The following is a 16,702-nucleotide window of genomic DNA, read 5'->3' as shown; positions in this document are numbered from 1 at the left end:
TTGATGAACAAATTAATTCAAAACACCTTCATTAATATAATAATTGTGCCATGTATACCGTTACCGTTACCGTTAACATACTAACTATTGTGGAAAAAAGAACCGTTTGCGCAGCTAAGTCTGGATAGCTATTATATTCTTCCGCAATCACAGCACTATTAACAGAAGTAGGCATTGCAGCAGCGATTAGTAACGTTTGTGCTACTATTCCATCTAGTTGAAAAATATGAATGATCACAAACGCAAGTACAGGTCCCCCGATCAAACGCAATGTAACGCTTGCATAAACAATAGATAGCTTCTTCGAAAATTTAAGTCTAGCAACCTGTGCTCCTAATGTAATCAATGCAAGTGCAATCATCGCGTCTGCTATGTAATTAGCGGACGTCCAAATCGGTTTAGGAATAGGAATGTTTGCTATATTTAACAAAACACCAGCAAGCATCGCATATAAAACCGGCATTTTAAAATACCCTAAAGCCGCTTTCCACTTACCATCTTGCGCTGCTCTTAACGAAAAAATCCCGTAAGAAAACAAGAATATATTTTGCAATGTTAGTACAATCACTTGAATAGACATGGCAAATGGATCGCCACGGAAGACTAAATCATTTACAGGAACACCGTAATTACCTGAATTAAAAAACATCACACTATTAGCAAATGTTGTCCGCTTGCCATTTTTTATTCCCATTATTTTTGCCATTATAATCGCTAACAAATACAGTAACAAGACTAACAATAAGAAAAAAGCTAGGACTAGCACAAATAACTGAAGACTAAAATTTGCTTCATACAGTCGTACAAAGATAAAACCAGGTACAACAAAGTAAATATTTAATTTCGCAAGCGTTGCTAAATCAAGCTTAAACTTCATGTGTAAACAAAAGCCAATCACCAACAAGATAAATATCGGGAGAATTACATCCTGAAAGATGACGAGAAATTCTGTCAAACGCTCACTCCCTTTACACCGCAATCGTTTTCCTTTCAAAAATAACAACGTTGTTATTTTGATGATATCATATAAAATTGGATAAAGAAATATCCTTTTATCAAAAAGGATAACTTTTTTGTTATTAACAGGATAATTATTTAGTATGAGATGTTTAATACAAACTTTTTGGTTACTGATGATGGCAAGACTTCAATCAGTGGATATTTTACAAACGTTCACACTATGATAAAAGAAAACTTGTTTTTATGATATTGGTATTTTAAAAATTTATTATCATTCTTTCTTTATATTCTATGTTATCTAGCCGATATAATAAGAGATATTTTATTAAATCTAGAGATTACATTTTACATCATTGCAATAAAATAGTTTGCGCAGATGTGTTGACTCAATGTAAAAATAAAGAAGTAAAAGGGGTAACAAAAGTGCCAAACGCCACATTTTTCAACTTACCATCTGGAAAGAAAGAAAAATTATTAAATGCTCTTTATCAGGAATTTTCTACTGTTCCATTAACTAAAGCTTCGATTGCTAATATTATCGAATATGCAGAAATCCCAAGAGGTAGCTTTTATCAATATTTTGTTGATAAAGAAGACGCTTATTTTTATGTTTTTAACCAACAGACAAGTTTAGCGATGGAAAAATTTCTTTACATTTTAAAAAAAAATAAAGGAAACTTGTTTAATGCCTGTATAGAATTTTATCGAATACTTATAGAAGAGAAAGAACACTTCACCTTTTTCCATCATTCTCTATTACACATGGATCATAGAATGGAGGATGCTCTATTAAGTATATTTGCTAGTGATGAACATCTATATCATTTCCAGCGAATCGCACAACAAATAGATTTTTCTTCTTTAAAGATTGAAACAGACGAAGAATTATTTCCGTTAATGCAGTTAATTTCCGCTGTTACTATTCGTAACATGATCAACAAATTCTCTAAAGAAATTTCTTTGGAAGAAGCTCTACAAAAATATGAGTCACAACTGCAATTTGTTAAACATGGAGTTTTAAAGTAAGAGGATTACAGATACATCCACCGTGATAAATATATAGTTAAAATCGTCATTTTTTAGGAATGACGATTTTTTAATGAGGAATATTCCGCATACTAGTTCATATACTTAAATAATAATGCAAAAGGCGCTGCGTCAAACAGTTATACACATAAAGTGAGACTTCAATCAGTGGGAGTTTTTGACTCCCACTGATTGTTAGCGAAACTTATCAGGGAGTTAGCGTAAGTTTATCCCCCACTTAGCTTTTTTGTTTTAACTAGAACCTTGAAATGGGGTTTTATGGACTCATGCACCGTGATAAATCATGTTAACTGTCTGGCTTTTTTATACATAACATAAGTTCTTCATTATATTGTGCTGCTAAAGTAAAGTTATTAGTATAGAACGGAGGGCAACTTATGAAAATTAGCGTAATCCAAGGTGATTCCTTTTGGCAATTCAGTCAGCTTTTCCAACTTTCTCTACCAATTATCATCGCATCTAATAGTCAGTTAAATCCTAATCAATTAATGATAGGAGATGACGTGAATATTCCCGGTTTTCGTTCCACAAACTATACAGTCCAGGCAAATGATAGTTTGTGGACCATCGCACAAGCTAACCACCTTTCTGTAGATGTACTAATGAGAGTAAATCCTACTATCGATCCCTATCAACTTCAAATTGGGCAAACAATTATCGTCCCACAACGTGTAACGAATCTATTAATAGAAGATGTCAATAACTACACATACGAAAAAATGCTCCATGATATGCAACAGATTACAGAACTTTATCCATTTATCCAGCAACGAATAATCGGAAATTCCGTGCTAAACAAAGAAATCATTGAATTAACTATTGGTACAGGAAATCGGGTGAAACACATTAACGGGGCGTTTCACGCTCAAGAATGGATTACAACGCCTGTTATCATGTTATTTCTTAATCAATATGCATTGGCTTTAACCAATAATACATCATTACGAGGTTGGAATGTGCTAGATCTTTTCGAAGCCAATACGCTGTCACTCGTACCAATGGTTAATCCGGATGGTGTCAATCTAGTTATTAACGGAGCCACTGCAGCAGAGGACCAAGAAGAATTTGTTTTATTACTAAACAATGACAACCCTGATTTTTCTAGTTGGAAAGCCAATATCAACGGGGTAGACTTAAACAACCAATATCCTGCATTATGGGATATAGAACAAGCGAGAAAACCAGACACACCTGCACCACGTGATTTCCCAGGTTATCAGCCCCTGACAGAACCAGAAGCGATTGCTATGGCGAATTTAGCTCAAGATCGGCCATTTGAAATCGTTAATGCCTTTCACACGCAAGGCGAAGTTATTTTTTGGGGATATCAAGGAATGGAGCCACCTGCATCAGAAACAATAGTCACAGAATTCAGTCGTGTCACTGGATATGAACCGATTCAATATGTAGATAGCTATGCGGGATACAAAGATTGGTTTATCCAAGAGTTCCAACGGCCAGGCTACACTGTTGAATTAGGAACAGGGGTTAACCCTCTTCCTATTGAGCAATTTGATGATATCTATCAGAAAACACTTGGGATAATGCTAGCGACTTTGTATATGTAACAAGAAAGTTGGAATTATGTTTTCGAGAAGCTTTTTCAAAGACATAACTTTCTTTTTGAAGCGAGTTTTGTCTTCGAGACGGCTTCTCATGGACATAACTTTCTCTTTTTAGTGACTTTTGTCTTCGAGATGGCTTCTCACGGACATAACTTTCTCTTTTTAGTGAGTTTTGTCTTCGAGACGGCTTCTCACGGACATAACTTTCTCTTTTTAGTGAGTTTTGTCTCCGAGACGGCTTCTCATGGACATAACTTTCTCTTTTTAGTGAGTTTTGTCTTCGAGACGGCTTCTCACGGACATAACTTTCTCTTTTTAGTAATTTATGTCTTCGAGAGATACTTTCTCGAAGACATACTTTTCTATTTAAACAAACTTCACTACGTCATCAAATGAACGTCTACTTTTCGTTGGTACATCGCCTTCACGATAGCCAAACGCAGCCATCACGGAAATAGAGAAACTGTCATCTTCTAATAAACCTTCCTCACGTAATAGATCGTTCATTTCTTTGATTGGAAAACCTTCAATCGGACAAGAGTCTACACCAATCTGTGCAGCTGCTGTCATCATATTTGCTAGGGCAATATATGTTTGTTTCGATGCCCAGTCGAACATTCTGCGGTCATCTACCAATAAATCAAAATCTTCTTTTTGGAATTGTTCAATCATTGATAGTAATCCTTGTGCTCTGTCATCTGGTAACTTCTGAACTTGTTTAAGCTGGTCAGCAAGATATGCTGCGTCATATTTAGTGTCTTTTGCGGTTCTTGCTAAAAATATAACAAAATGGCTCGCATCCATTATTTTTCCTCTTGCTCCCCATGAAGTATCTTTAATCTTTTCACGTAATGCTGGACTTTGTACGACTAAAAATCGCCACGGTTCAACACCAAACGAACTTGGTGATAAATGGCCTGTTTCCAAGATAAAACGAAAATCTTCTTCCTCTATCTTTTTCGTAGGATCAAATTTTTTCGTTGCATGACGCATATGCATTGCTTCTATGATATCTTTTTTGATTGAATCTTTATTCATTATGTATTCCTCCTTCTTCTTCATTATACGAACAATTTAACAGTAAACAAAACCTTTTGCTTATAACTGTGTTGTTAATAGTTTTATCCCTAACCCAATAAAAATAATCATCGCTACTATGTTCAAATATTCATTAAAGCGTGGGCTTTGTAACAATCGTTCCCCAAACACTCCAGAAAAATAACCTAACACACTAAAAATAATAGCTGTCATGATAATAAAAACAATTCCTAAAATGAACATTTGTAACGGAATATGGCCTGCTTGATAATGAACAAATTGTGGTAGAAACGTCAAATAAAAAATTGCTACCTTTGGATTTAAAACATTCATCAGCAAGCCTCGGAAAAACAAACTTTTTGACGCCTTTTTCTCTACAGCTTGAAGTGTCATTTCATCCTTACGATGTTGAAAAGCTTGATAAGCTAGATAAAATAAATAAGCCGCTCCTACTATTTTAAATATAGTAAAGACCGTTACTGAAGTCATGATAATTAGCGACAAACCTAGCGCAGCTGCCAATGTATGAACAACATTACCTAAACTCAGTCCCATCGCTGTAGTAATTCCTGCTTTTTTACCATTTGTCATGCCTTGTGTAATCGTAAAGACTAAGTCAGGCCCTGGAATAATAATCAAAATAATGGCCGCTCCCATAAAAAGCAATATCGTTGATGTATCAAATAACATTATCTCACTCCCCTATACATATACTACACAAAATATAAACCCTCCAGTAAGGGAAGTGTCAATAGTTTTACGGATATGGAAGTATTACTTTATCGGAATTTGTATTTCCGTTAAATAGTCTTCTCGTTTACCAGAAATATAGTGATCAATAATCGTTCTCTCTACTGCATCACCGACTATAGAGAAGTGGTGTTTTTCTATATACTGTAGCAATATTTGATAATAGCTAGCTGAATCATCATGATTACCATTATAATATATACAAGCATACTGCCCACTTGGTAGTAAGGTTGTAACTGAACTATTCGTTCCTTCTTCTACTAAAATAAAAATCGAATTATATTCATGGAACTGTTGGGCCATTATATTATCTTTACTTACCGTCAACCCTACTCCACCTATAAAAATAGCTGATTTTAACCCAGCTTGATTTTCTAAATGACGAAGCGACAGCTCAAGCTCTCGTTCTGTACGAATTGTTTCCTTTAAACGAACGATTTTACGCTCATGAAGCTTTTTAATAGAAACAACACCTAATTGATCCACTTGTCTTGCACTCGTAATATCGTTGATTCTATGTTGAAAACGTCGCCTTAGTTTTTGAAGCTCATCAATTTTCTTTTCTGTCCATTCTTTTTGTTTCTCTATTAAAGTTAGAAACGCATCAATATTTCTATTTTCTAAGTGTTCCTTAATCTCTTTCAATGAAAAACCCAGTTCTTTCAAATAATGAATAGTATGAAGATGTTCAAACTGTTCTGTTGAGTAGTAGCGATAACCACTTTTCGGATCAACTTCGATTGGTTTTAACAATCCGATTTGGTCATAATACCGCAACGTTTTCACTGTTGTATGATGGAGCTTAGCCATCTCACCAATTGAAAATTTATTGTTCATTTCTCTCTTCCTTTATCGCTTGTCGATACCAAAGCCTGTTAACAGCCTCCAGCTTTTTCTGCTCAAATGTTACATGATAAACATCAGGCATATCAAGTGTTTCCCAGAAGTGTACGTCATATTTTTCATTAAAAAAATTCATGATAAGCGTAAGTATATTGCCATGTGTCGCTATCACGATATGTTGTCCTTCATACTTATCGAGTGTGTTTAGCAATCCTTGTACACCTCGCTTTTGTGCAATCACATTTGATTCTCCACCATCCCAAGCAAAAGTCGGTTCCTCCCATACTTTTGCTATAGCAAATGGAAAATCTTTCACTGGTTTTACTGATAATGTCCGCTCTTTAAAAGCTTCCTCTAGGATAATTTCTTTCCTTCTAGTTTTTGCAACTTTTTCTACTGTTTGGATTGCTCGCTGATATGGACTAGAAATAATGACATCTATTTTTTCTTTCTCTAGGATATCACTCACTCTTTTCGCATCAGCTAAACCTTTTTGTGATAATGGTCTTCCTAATTCATCTGGAGTATACGCCGAATGTGCATGTCTAACAAAGAAAACATGTGTTAACAATGTAACGATTCCTCCTTTACACAAGCGTTAAAATAGATAAAAAAGCTGCTTACCATCAAGATAAACAGCTTCGTTATTTATTATGGCAACTTATTCCCTGCTGTACGATACAGGTCATACCATTCTTCTCTTGTAAGTTCTATTTCTGATGCCTTCGCAATACCTTGCAGTCTTTCTGGGTTCATTGTACCTACAATTGGTTGCATATTTGCTGGATGGCGCAGTATCCATGCAATCGCAATCGCTGATTTTGTTACGCCTTTTTTATCTGCATATTCTTGTAATTTTTCATTTAATACTGGGAATTGCTTATTATCAACAAATACCCCTTCAAAGAAACCATGTTGGAATGGTGACCATGGTTGAATAGTAATATTGTTTAGTCGACTATAATCTAGCACCGCACCATCACGTACAATTGCTGGATCTTGTTCCATATTGACATTAAGCCCCGCATCAACCATCGGTGTGAACATCATACTGAATTGTAATTGATTAATGATTAAATCTTGTTCAACATGTTGCTTTAATAGTTCTATTTGCGTCGGATTATGATTACTTACTCCAAAGTGACGAACTTTTCCACTTCTCTTCAATTCATTAAATGCTTCAGCTACTTCCTCAGGCTCCATAAGCGCATCTGGTCTATGTAATAATAAAATATCTACATAATCTGTTTTCAAACGCTTCAAGCTTCCTTCAACAGAAGATACAATATGTTCTTTAGAAAAATCAAAAAACCCTTGTCTAATCCCGCATTTTGTCTGGATTACCATTTTCTCACGAATCGATGGATTCATATTAATCGCATCTGCGAAAATTTCTTCCGAAGTACCTGCACCATAAATATCAGCATGATCAAACATATCGATCCCAAGATCTAATGCGTTTTCAATTACACGGTTAGCTTCTTGCTTCGATAAATTATTCATGCGCATACAACCTAAAGCAATTTCACTAGCTTGTAATCCACTGTTTCCTAATTGAAGCTTTTTCACCTTATTCACCTCTCTAGATTTATCACGGGACAAACGTCTTTTCAATGTTCGAGGACGCTAACTCCCATTTATTTTTATTTTAGCATAGCATGAGTATGTAAGCGATTATATTGCCTGCTCTTCTATTAGAAAAAAAGGTTACTCTTCCATATAGAAAAGCAACCTTTTTCATTATTTCTCCATCGCTAAGTACAATGCACCTTTTACACCGGCTTCATCTGTAAGCCCAGGTGGTACAATATAGTTATCGATTTCTTCTTCTGTTAAATGTGGTGAACTAACATAACCATTCAACATTTCTAGTACATTTTTTCTGATCAACGGGAAAAGTTGTGGCTGTTTCATCACACCACCACCCATAACAATTCGTTCAGGAGATAAAATGTAAATATAATTGGTTAATGCTTGTGCTAAATAGAAAGCTTCCATTTCCCACACTTTATCGTTATCTGCTAATTCATGGCCTTTTTTCCCCCATCTCGCTTCAATGGCCGGACCTGCCGCCAATCCTTCTAAACAATCACCATGTGAAGGACATGTACCTTCATACGTATCTTCTGGATGACGCCTGACAAGAATATGGCCCATTTCCGGATGTGATAAGCCTTTTAATGTTTGACCATGGAAATAAGCGCCTGCACCAATACCTGTTCCTACTGTAATATATAAACACGTATCTACATCTGTTGCATTACCCCATTTAGCTTCAGACATTGCTGCCACGTTCACATCAGTATCAATAATAATTGGTACTTGTAATGCTTCTTTCAAGGCAGCTCCTAATGGATAGTCAACCCAATCTGTTTTTGGTGTTTTTTGCAGTTGACCATATGTAGAGCTTGTTTGATTAATATCGATCGGTCCAAAACCACCCAATCCTAATCGTTCAATACCTGTTCCTTCAAAGAAAGCTATAACTTTCGGAACCGTAATATCAGGATGTTCTGTTGGAATCGTTTGTTTTTGCAAAATGTCGCCTTGATCATTTCCTACCGCTAAAACAAATTTCGTTCCACCAGCTTCAATTGCACCTAATTTCACCTATACTACCTCCCTAAAACTTTTGCTTCAACGACCAGATAGATAGTTTACCTTCTGCTTCTACTTCTAGCGTTCTATTAGAGACATCACTAAACATTCTTGAAGTGAAAACCACTTCGCCTCCGTTAATAAATATTTCTAGAGAAGAATGATCAATGAATAAACGAATCTCGGTTAATTCACCTTCCATAATTCCTACTCTTTCTTCTAGTTCTCCATCATCAAATGCTGGTCGTGTCAGTCTAATCGTTTGCTTATGTTGATCAAACTCTATTGTAGCATAATCAAATAGCTTGATATATCCTTTTTCACTTGTTATTTCATTTAATACAAGTTCGCTTGCTTTCGGTATATCAGTATGCACAGAACCTACTTGGTTAACGATTAATTCATCACGTAGCTCCATTAATTCTGCTACTGGTTGTTGATAGATTTTCCCATTCTCTAGCACCAATTCTCTTGGTATGGTTAATTGGTGCATCCAGCTATAGTTTTTCGTCGGATGGTGCTCTTCCTCCTGATCAGGCACGCCCATCCAACCAAACAATAGTCGTCTTCCTTGATCATCTATTGTCGTTTGAGGAGCATAAAATTCAAAACCACGGTCTAATTCATGAAATTCACCGAATGTAAAGGACTCCTGCCAGCTACCAATTACATAACCACTTTGATACGTATTACGATAATCTATTCCATTAGCATCTAATCCTTGTGGAGAAAAGAGTAGTATATCGTACCCATCTAAAGAAAAGAAATCTGGACATTCCCACATATAACCGAAGCCTTCCGCTAAAATGCCTTGGAACTGCCAATCACTCAAGTCTTCTGATTGATACAAAACAACAGCTCCTTCTTCTTTATCTGTTTGCGCACCGATCACCATATAATACTCGCCATCCTGCTCCCATACTTTTGGATCACGGAAATGAGCAGTGAAGCCTTCTGGTAATTCAATTTGTACCCCTTTTTTCTCAAAGTGGATACCATCATTTGATACAGCTAAACATTGGTATGTTTCTCTCACTCCATCATTTTTTACATTTCCTGTATAAAAAAGCTTCAACTGACCATTATGCTCAATCGCGCTACCTGAATAACAACCATCTTTATCAAACCAGTCACTTGGCGTTAGAGCAATCTCTTCCTCCTGCCAGTCAACTAAATTCTGTGATGACACATGCCCCCAAAACTTAGCACCATGATCCGTCTTAAAAGGCATCCATTGATAAAAGAGATGGTAGACACCATTCCATTGCACCCAGCCGTTAGGGTCATTAATAAGTCCTGTAGGTGCAGCTATGTGATAGATTGGCCTGTATGGATCAGAAGAGACGATCGCTTTCTTTTTCTCTACTGCATCTCGTGCTTGTTGACGTAATTCTTGATCTTTATACATGCGATCATCTCCTTTAATAGTTACTGTTGACACGTTATTCCTTATCCTTATAACCAAATAAATAAGTTAACGTAAATGCAACACCAATTGCAATAATATTTACTAAAATATATAAGAATAACTGACTATTTAAATAAAGCAATGTACCTGGAATAACGGTAATAGCCATTCCTGTTGCCTTAAGGTTAAAGATAGATGCAACGAAACCTGCTACACCACCACCGACTAGTCCCATAATAAATGGTTTACCGTAACGTAAATTCACCCCAAAAACTGCTGGCTCGGTAATTCCTAAAAATGCTGATAAAGAAGTAGGGTATGCTAAAGTCTTCACTTTCTTCTGTTTTGTCTTCATCGCAACTGCAAGTGCCGCACCACCTTGGGCAGCAATAGAAGCCGTAATAATCGGGTTAAATGGGTTAAACCCTAAATTATCTAGCAATTGAATTTCTAAAAAGTTAAAGATATGGTGTACACCGGTAATAACAATTAATTGATTAAAGAAACCGATAATTAAACCACTAAGTCCAAATGGTAGTTCTAACAAAGCAATTGTTCCATCAAAAATCCAATTTTCTACTACGTGTAGAATTGGTCCTAATGCGAACAATGATAAAACAATCATAATTAACAATACTACAAACGGCGTTACAATTAAGTCTAACGCTTCTGGAACACGTTTACGGAAGAATTTCTCTACTTTCGCTCCGATTAATCCAGCGAAAAATGCTGGTAAAACAGAACCTTGATATCCTGTGACAGGGATAAAACCAAAGAAATTAAGCGGTTCTGCCGCTCCCTCTGCTACATCCCATGCATTTGGTAATGCAGGTGATACAAGCATTAAACCAAGAATTAAACCGATAATCGGCGTACCACCAAACACTCTAAATGTTGACCATGCTACAAGTGCTGGTAAGAAAACAAACGCTGTATCTGTTAGTACTTCTGTAAATAATAAGAAGTTTTCTGGAATACTATCAGCCGTTAAACCAAATAATGCAAGAATTTGATCTTGCGTTAAGAGACCTCTAAGTCCCATAAATAAACCGGTTGCAACAAGTACCGGAATAATTGGTACGAACACATCACCAAAAGTACGTATAGCACGTTGGAAGGCTGTTCCTTCTTTTTTGGCATCTTCTTTTACTTCTTCTTTCGCCCGACCTGACACCCCTTGATTTGTGACAGCTTCATAGATTCTATTTACTGTTCCCGTTCCAAAAATAATTTGATATTGTCCAGAGTTAAAGAATGCACCTTTTACTTTGTCAATCTCTTCGACTGCATCTTTGTCCACTTTCTCTTGGTCATGTACCATGATACGAAGTCTTGTTGCACAATGCGCAATCGACTGAACGTTTTCTTCGCCACCGATAGCTTCTATGACCTGTTTAGCAATTTCTTCATTACTTGCCATTTCACGTAACCTCCTATTGTTGTAAAAAGTGGGATTTTCTCCTGTATAGCGTTATCATAATCGTCCTTCACTGACGTTTAAACTAAGTTGTGGAAAAATAAACTTTAAACATTCATATGATGAAACACAAATGGAATCGTTCCCACATATATTAAAAATGTAACGAATGATGTGGTATCGTTCTCACACATTCGTCACAAAAGATTATAAACTATTTCCAGGCAATCGTCTATAGGTATGCGTTATTTTTTTCGTTTTATCTGTTTTAACTAATTGTTCCATTAATAATTTTGTAATGGCCATACCTGCTTGCTCATTTTGAAAATCAATCGTAGCAAGGATCGGCTCAATATATTTAGATAATCGGGATACACCTGTTGTTGCAATTCCCATGTCTTGTGGAAGTTGTAGGTTATTTTCTTTCAAATACTGCATCGCTCCTACAGCCATATTATCTGTCACCACAAATACTGCATCTGGCTTTTGTTTTGCACCCATAATGGTTTTCATTGCCTCATAACCAGAAGGAATACTAAAATCACCGTAAGCTATCCACTCTTTTTTTACTGGTAATTGATGCTCTTTTAATGTATCTAAGTATGCTTTTTTTCGAGTAATCCCTACCGCTGGGTCATCTTCAGGTACCCCAATAAAACTAATACGACGATATCCCTGTTCAATCATATAATTCACCATATTTTTGGTTGCATCATAATCAGGGTATTGAATCGATGTTGTTTCTGGCATATCTTGTCCTAATACAACAACCGGTACTTTGGCTTTTTTTATCTCATTTACTAGTGCATCATCCGTATTTGTTGCTAGTAAGATAATTCCGTCTACATGGCGCGCTTGTAATAATGGGATGAATTCTATTTCCTTTTCCTTGTTTAATAATGTCTGTGTTAATAACATTTGATAGTTATTTTCTTGTAGCACCTGATTAATACCCTCTACTACCCTACTGGCTGTTTCTGTACTGATTTTGGGCAAAATCACCCCAATAACACCTGTTTTTTTCGTTCGGAGTGATTGGGCTGATTGACTTGGGAGATAACCAGTTTCCTTAATCACTTTATCTATACGTACTTGTGCATCTTGGCTCACATACCCATTCTTATTTAAGTGACGAGAAACGGTTGACCTGGATACATTAGCCAATTTGGCAATATCATTAATCGTTGTCATGACAAACTCCTTTATACAATGGTCCAACTTTCTCTTTAGTATAGCAAAAGAGCGGGATTATCCAAAATATCTACTGATTCCTATCTATTTTTAAGATTATTCGAACAATTTCTGCTATAATACGTTATTAGTCATGCTCAAAAAGTGATATGACATAATTTTTAGCAAAGGAGTATCCCATGTTAAAGCAATTTTTTTCTTATTATAAACCACACAAACGACTTTTTATTGTAGATTTTACGAGTGCTGTTATTGTAGCAATATTAGAGCTTGCTTTTCCAGTTGCTGTACAATGGTTAATCGATGAATTGTTACCTGATCGTGACTGGAATCTGATTGTAACGGTTAGTATTTTATTATTTGCCGTTTACTTGCTCAGCACCTTCCTACAATTTCTAGTCAGTTATTTAGGGCACAAACTCGGTATTAATATTGAGACAGATATGCGTGAGGAATTATTTACCCATGTACAACGTCAATCATTCAAATTCTTTGATAATACGAAAACAGGCCGGATTATGAGTCGGATTACGAATGACTTATTCGATATTGGTGAATTAGCACACCATGGTCCCGAAGACTTCTTTATTGCGATTATGACGTTCTTCGGAGCCTTTTGGATTATGTTCACTATTAATCCTACATTAGCATTAATTGCTTTAGTACTCGTCCCATTACTCGCTGCCCTTGTAACGTATTGTAATATCGCGATGAATAAAGCGTGGAAAAATATGTACCATAATATTGCAGGTGTCAATGCTCGTGTGGAAGATGCCGTATCTGGTGTTAGAGTCGTGCAATCTTTTACGAACGAAGAATTTGAATTAGAAAGATTCAATCAAGATAACGGCTTATTCCGCAAAGCGAAAATAAAAGCTTACAAAGTAATGGCTGGAACTCATTCAAGTATTTATATGATGACTCGTTTTCTAACATTAATCGTACTTGTCGTAGGAGCATGGTTAACTTTTAATGGAAAACTTTCTTACGGTGAACTAGTCAGCTTTGTGCTTTATACAAACGTTCTGATTAAACCAGTAGATAAGATTAGTGCCTTGTTAGAGTTATATCCAAAAGGAATGGCAGGCTTCCGTCGCTTTAGAGAACTACTTGCTAAAGAACCTGACATCCAAGATAGACCTGATGCAATAGCTGTTGACCATCTAACTGGAGACATTCATTTTAATCAAGTTAGCTTTTCGTATGATGAAGAGAAGTCCATTTTGAACAATATTAATTTACAGATTAATCCTGGTGAAACGGTTGCTTTCGTTGGACCTTCTGGTGCCGGTAAAACAACGATTTGTTCTCTGATCCCTCGTTTTTATGATGTAAACGAAGGGGCGATTACAATTGATGCAATGGATATTCGTCAAATGACGAAAAAATCATTACGCTCACAAATCGGTCTTGTTCAGCAAGATGTCTTTCTCTTTACTGGTACTGTTCGTGAAAATATTGCATATGGTAACCGCCAAGCTACAGAAGAAGAAATTACCGATGCAGCGAAAAAAGCACACTTACACGAAGTTATTACAGAGTTACCTGATGGGTATGACACACAAATTGGTGAACGTGGACTGAAGCTTTCTGGTGGTCAAAAACAACGCTTAGCAATCGCGCGTACCTTTTTAAAAAATCCACCTATTTTAATTTTGGATGAAGCTACTTCCGCTTTAGATACAGAAACAGAGAGAATTATTCAGCAATCACTTGATGAACTTGCAGAAAATCGTACAACATTAGTAATCGCACACCGATTAGCAACTATTAAAGATGCCGACCGTGTTGTCGTTGTCACCAAAGACGGTATCGCTGAAGAAGGAACCTACCAAGAACTATTAGCAAAAGATGGCGTATTCGCTCGTTTGCATAAAATTCAATATCAACAAAAAGAAGACTAAAGGCAGCTGCTTTTAGTCTTCCTTATTCTGCTAATCAATGCTAATATGAGGGTGAATATTACAGGCTCATACATCCCTAGTTTATATATAAGTGACTTCATTTTTGGTTCTATTTGATTAATGCCTTATGAGTGACCTAAATTTTGTTTCTGCTTTCGTTCGGGCGTTCATTCGACTTATGAGTTACCTAATTTTTAATTCTGCTCTCCTTCGGGCGTTCATTCATCTTATGAGTACAGTAAAAATAATAGAAAAGGAGTTTATTATGAAAAAAGGGATAATTGTTATCATTATTTATGCAATAATTGGATTTGGAATTGGTATTGGCGGTGCTGCTTTGTTTGATAACAGTCTAATGGATATTTCCTTTACTACTTTATTTTTAATTATCGGCGTTATCATTCTTTCATATATATTACACATCATTATCCATGAGTTTGGACATTTTATTTTCGGAAAAATGACTGGTTTCACCTTTATATCTTTCCGTATTTTTTCAATCGTTTGGGTGAAGATGGACAAAAAACTTGTCGTAAAAAAAATACATGTCCCTGGAACACTTGGGCAATGTTTAATGATGCCACCAGTCGATTACCAAGGAATACGACCATTCAAATGCTATTTGCTTGGTGGAGGCTTACTTAATCTGATTATTAGTGGTATAGCATTCAGCATATCGTTCTTGTCCAACTTTCATTCTGTTTATCTGTATTGCTTTATAGTGATAGGTGTGTTCTTGGCAACTGTTAATCTTATTCCAATGAGTATAAATGATGGAATGCTACTGAAAAAAGCATGGAACAACCAGACTATACAAACACAACTATATAGTCAATTAACCTTTCATGCATTAACAACAACCGGAACCCGCTATCATGAAATAGATGAGGAATTAATAAAAATTCCCGAACAATTGGACTACCAAAATATATGGGATATTGGGGCAATGCTTATTCACTACAACCGAGCAATTGAAACCAATGATTTTAATCGAGCTAAAGAAATGATCGATAATTTATATAAAAATATAGACCGTCATAACTTTTTCTATATCGAAATAGCTAAAGAATGGGCGTTTTGTCAAATGTACTTTAACCTTCAACAAGAACATGTTATCACCTTGTTTAATGCTCGAAAGCTAAAAACAAATTTAGCTTATCCGATGACTAATAATTTACGCGTGCAAGCTATGTATGAATGGAAGATTAATCATAATCAACTAAAAGCGACAAAACTTTTTGAAAAAGGACTATCCTTAACAAATAATCTACCTAATAAAGCAGACATTCTATTTGAAACGGAATTGATTACTCATTGTTTAGATATAATGCAAAGCGAAAACCCACATGTCTCTTAATACGGCACAATGTGGGTTCATTCTATTTATCACGATGCATGAATCCGTAAAAATCACACTGACTGAAGTATCACTTTATGAGATTTTCGTTCCATTCTCCACTGCTTCATCAGGACTAAGTAGCACAACATCATCTGCACTAGGCATTCCGCCTAGTACAAGCACCTCGGATTTAAAACCAGCTATTCGCATTGGTGGAAAGTTCACAACTGCTGCTATTTGTCTGCCAATTAATTGTTCTGGATGATATCTTTTCGTAATTTGTGCAGAAGATCCCTTCACCCCTAGTTCACCAAAATCGATTTTCAGTTTTATCGCTGGTTTTCTCGCCTCTGTAAAATCCTCTGCTTCGATAATCGTACCAATCCGCAAATCTAACTTGGAAAAATCCTCTATCGTTACCACTCTATCACCTCTATTATTTTTATTGAAAATTTCAAAAAATCGCTATTTAAATCATACCATTTATTAACTTTTTTCGCGAAAAAAAATGCAGTTTTTAAAGTTGATACAAACGTCCCAATCAGATATACTATATCTCTCAACATCAACACTTTTACAAATTATTTGAATACTTTTCGTGATCATTTTTTCTTGTAAAAAATCGCTGAATAAGTTACAATA

15 protein-coding genes are annotated in these 16,702 nt (G+C 35.9%); 4 read left to right on the top strand and 11 right to left on the bottom strand.

The genetic code is table 11. The features are described 5' to 3' along the window. Window positions 1-31: 31 nt before the first annotated feature. Window positions 32-955: an AEC family transporter gene (locus SH601_RS00625; RefSeq protein WP_319956278.1), complete on the bottom strand. Its 924-nt coding sequence runs from the start codon at window positions 953-955 to the stop codon at window positions 32-34. Window positions 956-1,383: 428 nt separating this feature from the next. Between SH601_RS00625 and SH601_RS00620 the strand changes: the two genes are divergently transcribed. Beyond that, window positions 1,384-1,986 carry a TetR/AcrR family transcriptional regulator gene (locus SH601_RS00620; RefSeq protein WP_319956277.1) on the top strand — a complete coding sequence of 201 codons (603 nt, stop codon included), beginning with the start codon at window positions 1,384-1,386 and terminating at the stop codon, window positions 1,984-1,986. A gap of 398 nt (window positions 1,987-2,384) precedes the next feature. Next, complete coding sequence (locus SH601_RS00615; RefSeq protein WP_319956276.1) at window positions 2,385-3,575, top strand: M14 family metallopeptidase; 1,191 nt, start codon at window positions 2,385-2,387, stop codon at window positions 3,573-3,575. A gap of 363 nt (window positions 3,576-3,938) precedes the next feature. Here the strand turns inward: SH601_RS00615 and SH601_RS00610 are convergent, their stop codons facing one another. From SH601_RS00610 to SH601_RS00570, 9 genes are all read right to left on the bottom strand, one after another. Continuing rightward, window positions 3,939-4,610, bottom strand: a complete 672-nt coding sequence (locus SH601_RS00610; RefSeq protein ID WP_319956275.1) for an NAD(P)H-dependent oxidoreductase — start codon at window positions 4,608-4,610, stop codon at window positions 3,939-3,941. A gap of 60 nt (window positions 4,611-4,670) precedes the next feature. Beyond that, window positions 4,671-5,300: a LysE family translocator gene (locus tag SH601_RS00605; protein ID WP_319956274.1), complete on the bottom strand. Its 630-nt coding sequence runs from the start codon at window positions 5,298-5,300 to the stop codon at window positions 4,671-4,673. An 84-nt stretch (window positions 5,301-5,384) separates the two neighbouring features. After that, complete coding sequence (locus SH601_RS00600) at window positions 5,385-6,197, bottom strand: MerR family transcriptional regulator (RefSeq protein ID WP_319956273.1); 813 nt, start codon at window positions 6,195-6,197, stop codon at window positions 5,385-5,387. Next, window positions 6,187-6,774, bottom strand: coding sequence for a histidine phosphatase family protein (locus tag SH601_RS00595; RefSeq protein ID WP_319956272.1), 588 nt, complete (start codon window positions 6,772-6,774; stop codon window positions 6,187-6,189). Before SH601_RS00595 ends, SH601_RS00600 begins: the two co-directional genes overlap by 11 nt. 80 nt (window positions 6,775-6,854) lie before the next feature. Further along, window positions 6,855-7,772: an aldo/keto reductase gene (locus tag SH601_RS00590; protein ID WP_319956271.1), complete on the bottom strand. Its 918-nt coding sequence runs from the start codon at window positions 7,770-7,772 to the stop codon at window positions 6,855-6,857. A gap of 171 nt (window positions 7,773-7,943) precedes the next feature. Further along, window positions 7,944-8,813, bottom strand: a complete 870-nt coding sequence (locus tag SH601_RS00585; RefSeq protein ID WP_319956270.1) for an ROK family protein — start codon at window positions 8,811-8,813, stop codon at window positions 7,944-7,946. 13 nt (window positions 8,814-8,826) lie between these two features. After that, window positions 8,827-10,209 carry a glycoside hydrolase family 32 protein gene (locus SH601_RS00580; RefSeq protein WP_319956269.1) on the bottom strand — a complete coding sequence of 461 codons (1,383 nt, stop codon included), beginning with the start codon at window positions 10,207-10,209 and terminating at the stop codon, window positions 8,827-8,829. A gap of 34 nt (window positions 10,210-10,243) precedes the next feature. Further along, window positions 10,244-11,629, bottom strand: coding sequence for a sucrose-specific PTS transporter subunit IIBC (locus SH601_RS00575; protein WP_319956268.1), 1,386 nt, complete (start codon window positions 11,627-11,629; stop codon window positions 10,244-10,246). Window positions 11,630-11,833: 204 nt separating this feature from the next. After that, on the bottom strand, window positions 11,834-12,817 hold the full coding sequence (locus tag SH601_RS00570; protein WP_319956267.1) for a LacI family DNA-binding transcriptional regulator: 984 nt from the start codon (window positions 12,815-12,817) through the stop codon (window positions 11,834-11,836). Window positions 12,818-12,996: 179 nt separating this feature from the next. On the opposite strand from SH601_RS00570, the gene SH601_RS00565 reads away from it, so the two are divergent. Then, window positions 12,997-14,721, top strand: a complete 1,725-nt coding sequence (locus SH601_RS00565) for an ABC transporter ATP-binding protein (protein ID WP_319956266.1) — start codon at window positions 12,997-12,999, stop codon at window positions 14,719-14,721. 265 nt (window positions 14,722-14,986) lie between these two features. Then, entirely contained in the window at window positions 14,987-16,078 is a 1,092-nt protein-coding gene (locus SH601_RS00560; protein ID WP_319956265.1) for a hypothetical protein, read from the top strand. A 75-nt stretch (window positions 16,079-16,153) separates the two neighbouring features. Here SH601_RS00560 and csaA read toward each other — a convergent pair whose 3' ends face one another. Beyond that, a complete protein-coding gene (gene csaA, locus SH601_RS00555; RefSeq protein ID WP_319956264.1) occupies window positions 16,154-16,483 on the bottom strand; it encodes a chaperone CsaA in 330 nt (109 codons plus the stop codon). Window positions 16,484-16,702 lie beyond the last annotated feature (219 nt).

It is taken from the genome of Gracilibacillus pellucidus, assembly GCF_033949965.1.
Lineage (GTDB): Bacteria > Bacillota > Bacilli > Bacillales > Amphibacillaceae > Gracilibacillus > Gracilibacillus pellucidus.
Note: the sequence above shows the minus strand (reverse complement) of the source record. Positions and strands in the feature narration are given on the sequence as shown.

Coding starts and splice junctions, on each gene's coding strand:
- SH601_RS00615 (WP_319956276.1), top strand. CDS start 2,385: ATGAAAATTAGCGTAATCCAAGGTGATTCCTTTTGGCAATTCAGTCAG.
- SH601_RS00610 (WP_319956275.1), bottom strand. CDS start 4,610: ATGAATAAAGATTCAATCAAAAAAGATATCATAGAAGCAATGCATATG.
- SH601_RS00605 (WP_319956274.1), bottom strand. CDS start 5,300: ATGTTATTTGATACATCAACGATATTGCTTTTTATGGGAGCGGCCATT.
- SH601_RS00600 (WP_319956273.1), bottom strand. CDS start 6,197: ATGAACAATAAATTTTCAATTGGTGAGATGGCTAAGCTCCATCATACA.
- SH601_RS00580 (WP_319956269.1), bottom strand. CDS start 10,209: ATGTATAAAGATCAAGAATTACGTCAACAAGCACGAGATGCAGTAGAG.
- SH601_RS00575 (WP_319956268.1), bottom strand. CDS start 11,629: ATGGCAAGTAATGAAGAAATTGCTAAACAGGTCATAGAAGCTATCGGT.
- SH601_RS00570 (WP_319956267.1), bottom strand. CDS start 12,817: ATGACAACGATTAATGATATTGCCAAATTGGCTAATGTATCCAGGTCA.
- SH601_RS00565 (WP_319956266.1), top strand. CDS start 12,997: ATGTTAAAGCAATTTTTTTCTTATTATAAACCACACAAACGACTTTTT.
- SH601_RS00560 (WP_319956265.1), top strand. CDS start 14,987: ATGAAAAAAGGGATAATTGTTATCATTATTTATGCAATAATTGGATTT.